Origin of the sequence: uncultured Frigoribacterium sp. (assembly GCF_963515265.1) — a bacterium.
Classification (GTDB): Bacteria; Actinomycetota; Actinomycetes; order Actinomycetales; family Microbacteriaceae; genus Frigoribacterium.
Map to the genome: position 1 here is coordinate 1 of NZ_CAUPYL010000193.1, position 4,760 is coordinate 4,760.

The following is a 4,760-nucleotide window of genomic DNA, read 5'->3' on the forward strand; positions in this document are numbered from 1 at the left end:
GGCGACGCCGCCGCCCACCACGAGGGCACGCTGCGCGGCCGCCCCGGAGGAGCGGGTCGCCTCGGTCACTGTCGCGCGCCTCCTACAGGGTGTGGGCCAGGGCCACGATGCGGGTCAGCACGTCGGGGTCGGTGTCGGGTCCGACGCCGTGGCCGAGGTTGAGGACGTGCGCGGGGGCGGCACGGCCCCGGCGGACGACCTCGCGGACGTGGGCCTCGAGCACCGGCCACGGCGCCTGCAGCATCGCCGGGTCGATGTTGCCCTGGACGGGCACGCCGCCGCCGAGTCGCCGCGAGGCCTCGTCGAGCGGGATGCGCCAGTCGACGCCGACGGCGTCGACCCCGACGCCGTGCATCGCGCTCAGCACCTCGCCGCTGCCGACGCCGAAGTGGATGGTCGGGACGTCGAGGTCGGCCACGTGCGACAACGCCCGGGCCGAGAACGGCGCCACGTGCTGCTCGTAGTCGGACAGCGACAGGCTGCCGACCCACGAGTCGAAGAGCTGGGCGGCGCTGGCGCCGGCGAGCACCTGGGCGCGGAGGAACGCCCCGGTCACGTCGGCGGCCCAGCCGAGCAGGTCCTGCCAGGTCTCGGGGTCGCTGTGCATGAGGGCGCGGGCGCGGATGTGGTCCTTCGACGGGCCGCCCTCGACGAGATAGGCCGCCAGCGTGAAGGGGGCACCGGCGAAACCGATCAGGGGGGTGTCGCCCAGCTCGGCCACGGTGCGGGCGACGCCCTCGGCGATCGGGGCCAGCGCCTCCTGCTCGAGGGGACGCAGCGCGGCGACGTCGTCGGGCGTGCGGATCGGCTGGTCGAGCACGGGACCGCGCCCGGCGACGATGTCGACGCCGACCCCCGCGAGCTTGATCGGCACGACGATGTCGCTGAAGAAGATGCCGGCGTCGACGCCGTGGCGGCGCACGGGCTGCAGGGTGATCTCGCTCGAGAGCGCCGGGTCGAGGCAGGCGTCGAGCATCGCCGTGCCGACGCGCAGCGCGCGGTACTCGGGCAGCGAGCGGCCGGCCTGGCGCATGAACCAGACGGGCAGCACCTCGGGCCGGTCGCCGCGCAGGGCACGGACGAGGGACGAGGAGGCGGTGCGGCCGGAGAGGAGCGGGTGCGTGTCGGGCAGGGTCACGTGCCCCATTGTCCCACCCGGCCGCTGGGCAGCGCCGGGATCGAGGTGACTCGGCCGACGGGTGCGCGTCGGACGCGCTCCCCCGGAGCGTCACCTCGATGTCGGACCGCGGTCGGACCGCGGTCAGACCGAGGTCAGGACCAGGTCAGACCGCGACGACCATCTTGCCGACGTTCTCGCCGCGCATCAGGCCGGTGAACGCGTCGAACGCCGAGTGGATGCCCTCGACGACGGTCTCGTCGTGCACCACCTCGCCGGCCGCGAGCCACGGGCCCATCTCGGCCTGGAACGCCGGAGCGACGTGGCGGTAGTTCCCGAGCGTGAAGCCCTTGAGCATCAGGCCGCGGGTCACGATGTTGGTCGTGCCGGTGATGCCGACGGGCGCGCCGGTCGCGTTGTAGCCGGCGATCGAGCCGCAGAGCGCCGCCCGGCCGCCGTCCTTGAAGCTGGCCAGCGCGGCCGACAGGTGGTCGCCTCCGACGTTGTCGAAGTAGAGGTCGATGCCGTCGGGCGCGGCCTCGGCCAGCAGCTCGGCGACATCGCCGTCCTTGTAGTTGAACGCGGCGTCGAAGCCGTACTTCGACGTGAGCAGCTCGACCTTCTCGGCGCTGCCGGCGCTGCCGACCACGCGGGAGGCGCCCTTCAGACGGGCGATCTGGCCGACCATGGTGCCGACCGCGCCCGCGGCGCCCGAGACGAAGACGACGTCGCCCTCGCGGATGCCCGCGATCTCGGTGAGCCCGACGTAGGCCGTCAGGCCGGTGAGGCCGAGCACGCCGAGGTAGGCCGAGAGCTCGACGCCGGGCGCCGGCTCGACGGCCCGGAACGACGAGGAGGCGCCCTGAGCGACGTCGCGCCAGCCCAGGTCGTGCTGCACCACCGTGCCGACGGGCAGGTCGTCGGACGCGGACGCGACGACCCGGCCGATCGCGCCGCCGGTCATCGTCTCGCCGAGGGCGAAGGGCGGCACGTACGACTTCACGTCGTTCATCCGGCCGCGCATGTACGGGTCGACCGAGAGGAACTCGTTGGCCACGCGCACCTCGCCCGCCGCGAGCGCGGGCAGCTCGACCTCGACCTCGCGGACGTCGTCGGTGGTCGGCTCGCCGTGCGGCCGGGCGACGAGCTGCCACTGCGTGCTCGTGGCGGTGCTGCCGGAGTCAGTGGTGCTGGTGGTGCCTTCGGTCATGGTGGTGCTCCTCTGGTCGTGCGGGGCCCCGGTGATGCGAGGCCGTCTGCCAGGCTGACAGGCACCTCCTGAACGCGCGCTGCGGAATGTGCAGCCTGTGCACGGATCACCTGTGCACAGCCTCGACATCGAGGCAACCCCCGGGTTCGACCGGCGCATGAGAGTTATCATCGACGGGTGCTCATCTGCCTCACGGCGTCCCACCGGAACGCCAGCTTCGACCTCCTCGAGAAGTTGAGCATCGGCGCACCCTCCGCGGCGAGCACCCTGGTCGACGCGAACGACTTCGTGGGCGGGGCCGTCGTGCTCGCGACCTGCAACCGGTTCGAGGCCTACGTCGACGTGGAGGAGCCCCTCACGGCCGCTGCCTCCGTCGCGGTCGAGGCCACCATCAGCACCATGAGCGAGGCCAGCGGCATCGACGCCGACGAGATGCGCGACAACGTCCGCGTCATCACCGGCGACGAGGTCGTCGAGCACCTGTTCGCCGTGAGCTCGGGGCTCGAGTCGGTCGTCATCGGCGAGGACGAGATCTCGGGCCAGGTCCGCCGGGCGCTCGAGGCCGCCCGCACGCGCGGCACGACGTCGCGCGACCTCGAGCGGCTGTTCCAGAAGGCGTCCCAGACATCACGCGGGGTCAAGAACCGCACCAACGTCGGCGGGGCCGGTCGCTCGCTCGTCCGCCTCGCCCTCGAGCTCGCCTCGTCACGGGTGACCGACTGGTCGCAGGCGCGGGTGCTCATCGTCGGCACCGGCCAGTACGCCGCCACCACCGTGGCCGCGCTTCGCGACCGGGGCGCGGGCGACCTGGCCGTGTTCTCGGCGTCGGGCCGCGCCTCCTGGTTCGGGCTCAAGCACGACCTGCGCCCCTTCGACGACCTGGCCGAGGCCATCTCGTGGAGCGACGTGCTCATCACCTGCACCTCGACCACCGAGCCCGTCGTCGTGCCCGAGGTCGTCGACGCGTCGCGCCGCCTCGTCATCGACCTCGGCCTGCCCCGCAACGTCGACCCCCTCGTCGCCCGCGTGCCCGGGGTCGAGCTGCTCGACCTCGAGACGATCAGCCTGCACGCCCCGATGGCCGAGCTGACCGCCGCCGACGACGCCCGCGCACTCGTCTCGAGCGCCGCCGCCGAGTTCCACGCCGTCGCCGCCGAGCAGTCGCTCACCCCGGCCGTCGTCGCGCTGCGTCGCCACGTCTTCGACCTGCTCGACGCCGAGATCGAGCGCGCCCGGTCGCGCGGCGACTCGTCCGAGCGCACGGAGTCGGCACTTCGACACCTCGCCGGCGTGCTGCTGCACACCCCGTCGGTACGGGCCCGCGAGCTCGCCCGCGAGGGGCGCGGCGAGGAGTTCCGCGACGGCCTCGAGTCGCTGTTCGGCCTGACCGACACCCGCGCGGCCGCCGTCGAGCCCGCCGTGCTGCGCCCTGCCGCCGACGAGCGGCTCCGCGACCGCGACGTCAGCTGACCCCTCCCCGGCACCGGTCCCGGCGGGTCCCTGTCACTCACGGCGGGTTCGCGTGCCGAACTGCGGGTCCTGTCCTTCGCGGCGAGTTCGCGTGCTGCGCGGCGGACCCTGTCACTCGCAGCAGGTCCCTGTCACTCGCGGCGGGTCCCTGTCACTCGCGGCGGGTCCCTGTCACTCGCGGCGGGTCCCCGCTGACCCGCCACGGGCAACGGGAACCCGCCGAACCCTTTGTTCCCAGAACTCCGCCGAGAGTCGGCCCGCCGCACGTGACCGTCGCGCGCGGCCCGGGAGGGACGTCGGCGGGCTCCCGTGCCCGAGGGCGGGTCGGCGGGGACCCGCCACCGACCACGATGACCCTCCGACATCGGCACGGACCCGCCGCCGATGACAGGAACCCGCCGACATGGATGACCGGCGCCCCCGTGCAAGCGCTCCGAGGGACGCCGTGATGCCCGAGGATGGGGGGATGGACCCGATCGTCGTCAGTGCCCTCGTGCTGGTGCGCGACCGGCGCCTCCTCATGGTCACTGCTCGGGGGCGCGACGTGCTCTACCTCCCGGGCGGCAAGCAGGAGGCGGGCGAGACCGGCGAGGACGCCCTCGTCCGCGAGACCCGCGAGGAGGTCGGCCTCGAGCTCGACCGCTCGTCGCTGCGCGAACTCGGCACGGTCCGGACCCAGGCCCACGGCGAGCCCGAGGGGCGCGAGGTGCACATGCGCCTCTGGTCGGCGACGCCGACGGACGACGGAGCCGAACCGTCTCCCTCGGGCGAGATCGGCGCACTGCACTGGGTCACGTCGGCGGACGCGCACCGCTGCCCTCCCGCAGGCGTCGAGACGCTGCGCGTCGCGGTCGAGCTCGGCCTGGTCGACTGACCCGCACCCGCACCCGGGCCCGGGCCCTGCTCCTGCCGCAGCCGCAGCCGGAACCGCACCCGCACCCGGGCCCGGGCCCGGGCCCTGCC

At 73.9% G+C, this 4,760-nt stretch carries 4 protein-coding genes; 2 read left to right on the forward strand and 2 right to left on the reverse strand.

Going from position 1 to position 4,760, the window contains the following annotated elements; all coding sequences use genetic code 11:
• Positions 1-82 precede the first annotated feature (82 nt).
• Both hemE and RWM17_RS12300 read right to left on the reverse strand, forming a co-directional pair.
• Positions 83-1,147, reverse strand: a complete 1,065-nt coding sequence (hemE, locus tag RWM17_RS12295; RefSeq protein ID WP_399540475.1) for a uroporphyrinogen decarboxylase — start codon at positions 1,145-1,147, stop codon at positions 83-85.
• A gap of 136 nt (positions 1,148-1,283) precedes the next feature.
• On the reverse strand, positions 1,284-2,327 hold the full coding sequence (locus RWM17_RS12300) for an NADP-dependent oxidoreductase (protein ID WP_314104056.1): 1,044 nt from the start codon (positions 2,325-2,327) through the stop codon (positions 1,284-1,286).
• Between the two features lie 177 nt (positions 2,328-2,504).
• On the opposite strand from RWM17_RS12300, the gene RWM17_RS12305 reads away from it, so the two are divergent.
• Complete coding sequence (locus RWM17_RS12305; protein ID WP_314104058.1) at positions 2,505-3,797, forward strand: glutamyl-tRNA reductase; 1,293 nt, start codon at positions 2,505-2,507, stop codon at positions 3,795-3,797.
• 466 nt (positions 3,798-4,263) lie between these two features.
• Positions 4,264-4,671 carry an NUDIX domain-containing protein gene (locus tag RWM17_RS12310; protein ID WP_314104060.1) on the forward strand — a complete coding sequence of 136 codons (408 nt, stop codon included), beginning with the start codon at positions 4,264-4,266 and terminating at the stop codon, positions 4,669-4,671.
• Positions 4,672-4,760: the final 89 nt, after the last annotated feature.

Coding starts and splice junctions, on each gene's coding strand:
- RWM17_RS12310 (WP_314104060.1), top strand. CDS start 4,264: ATGGACCCGATCGTCGTCAGTGCCCTCGTGCTGGTGCGCGACCGGCGC.
- RWM17_RS12300 (WP_314104056.1), bottom strand. CDS start 2,327: ATGACCGAAGGCACCACCAGCACCACTGACTCCGGCAGCACCGCCACG.
- hemE (WP_399540475.1), bottom strand. CDS start 1,147: ATGGGGCACGTGACCCTGCCCGACACGCACCCGCTCCTCTCCGGCCGC.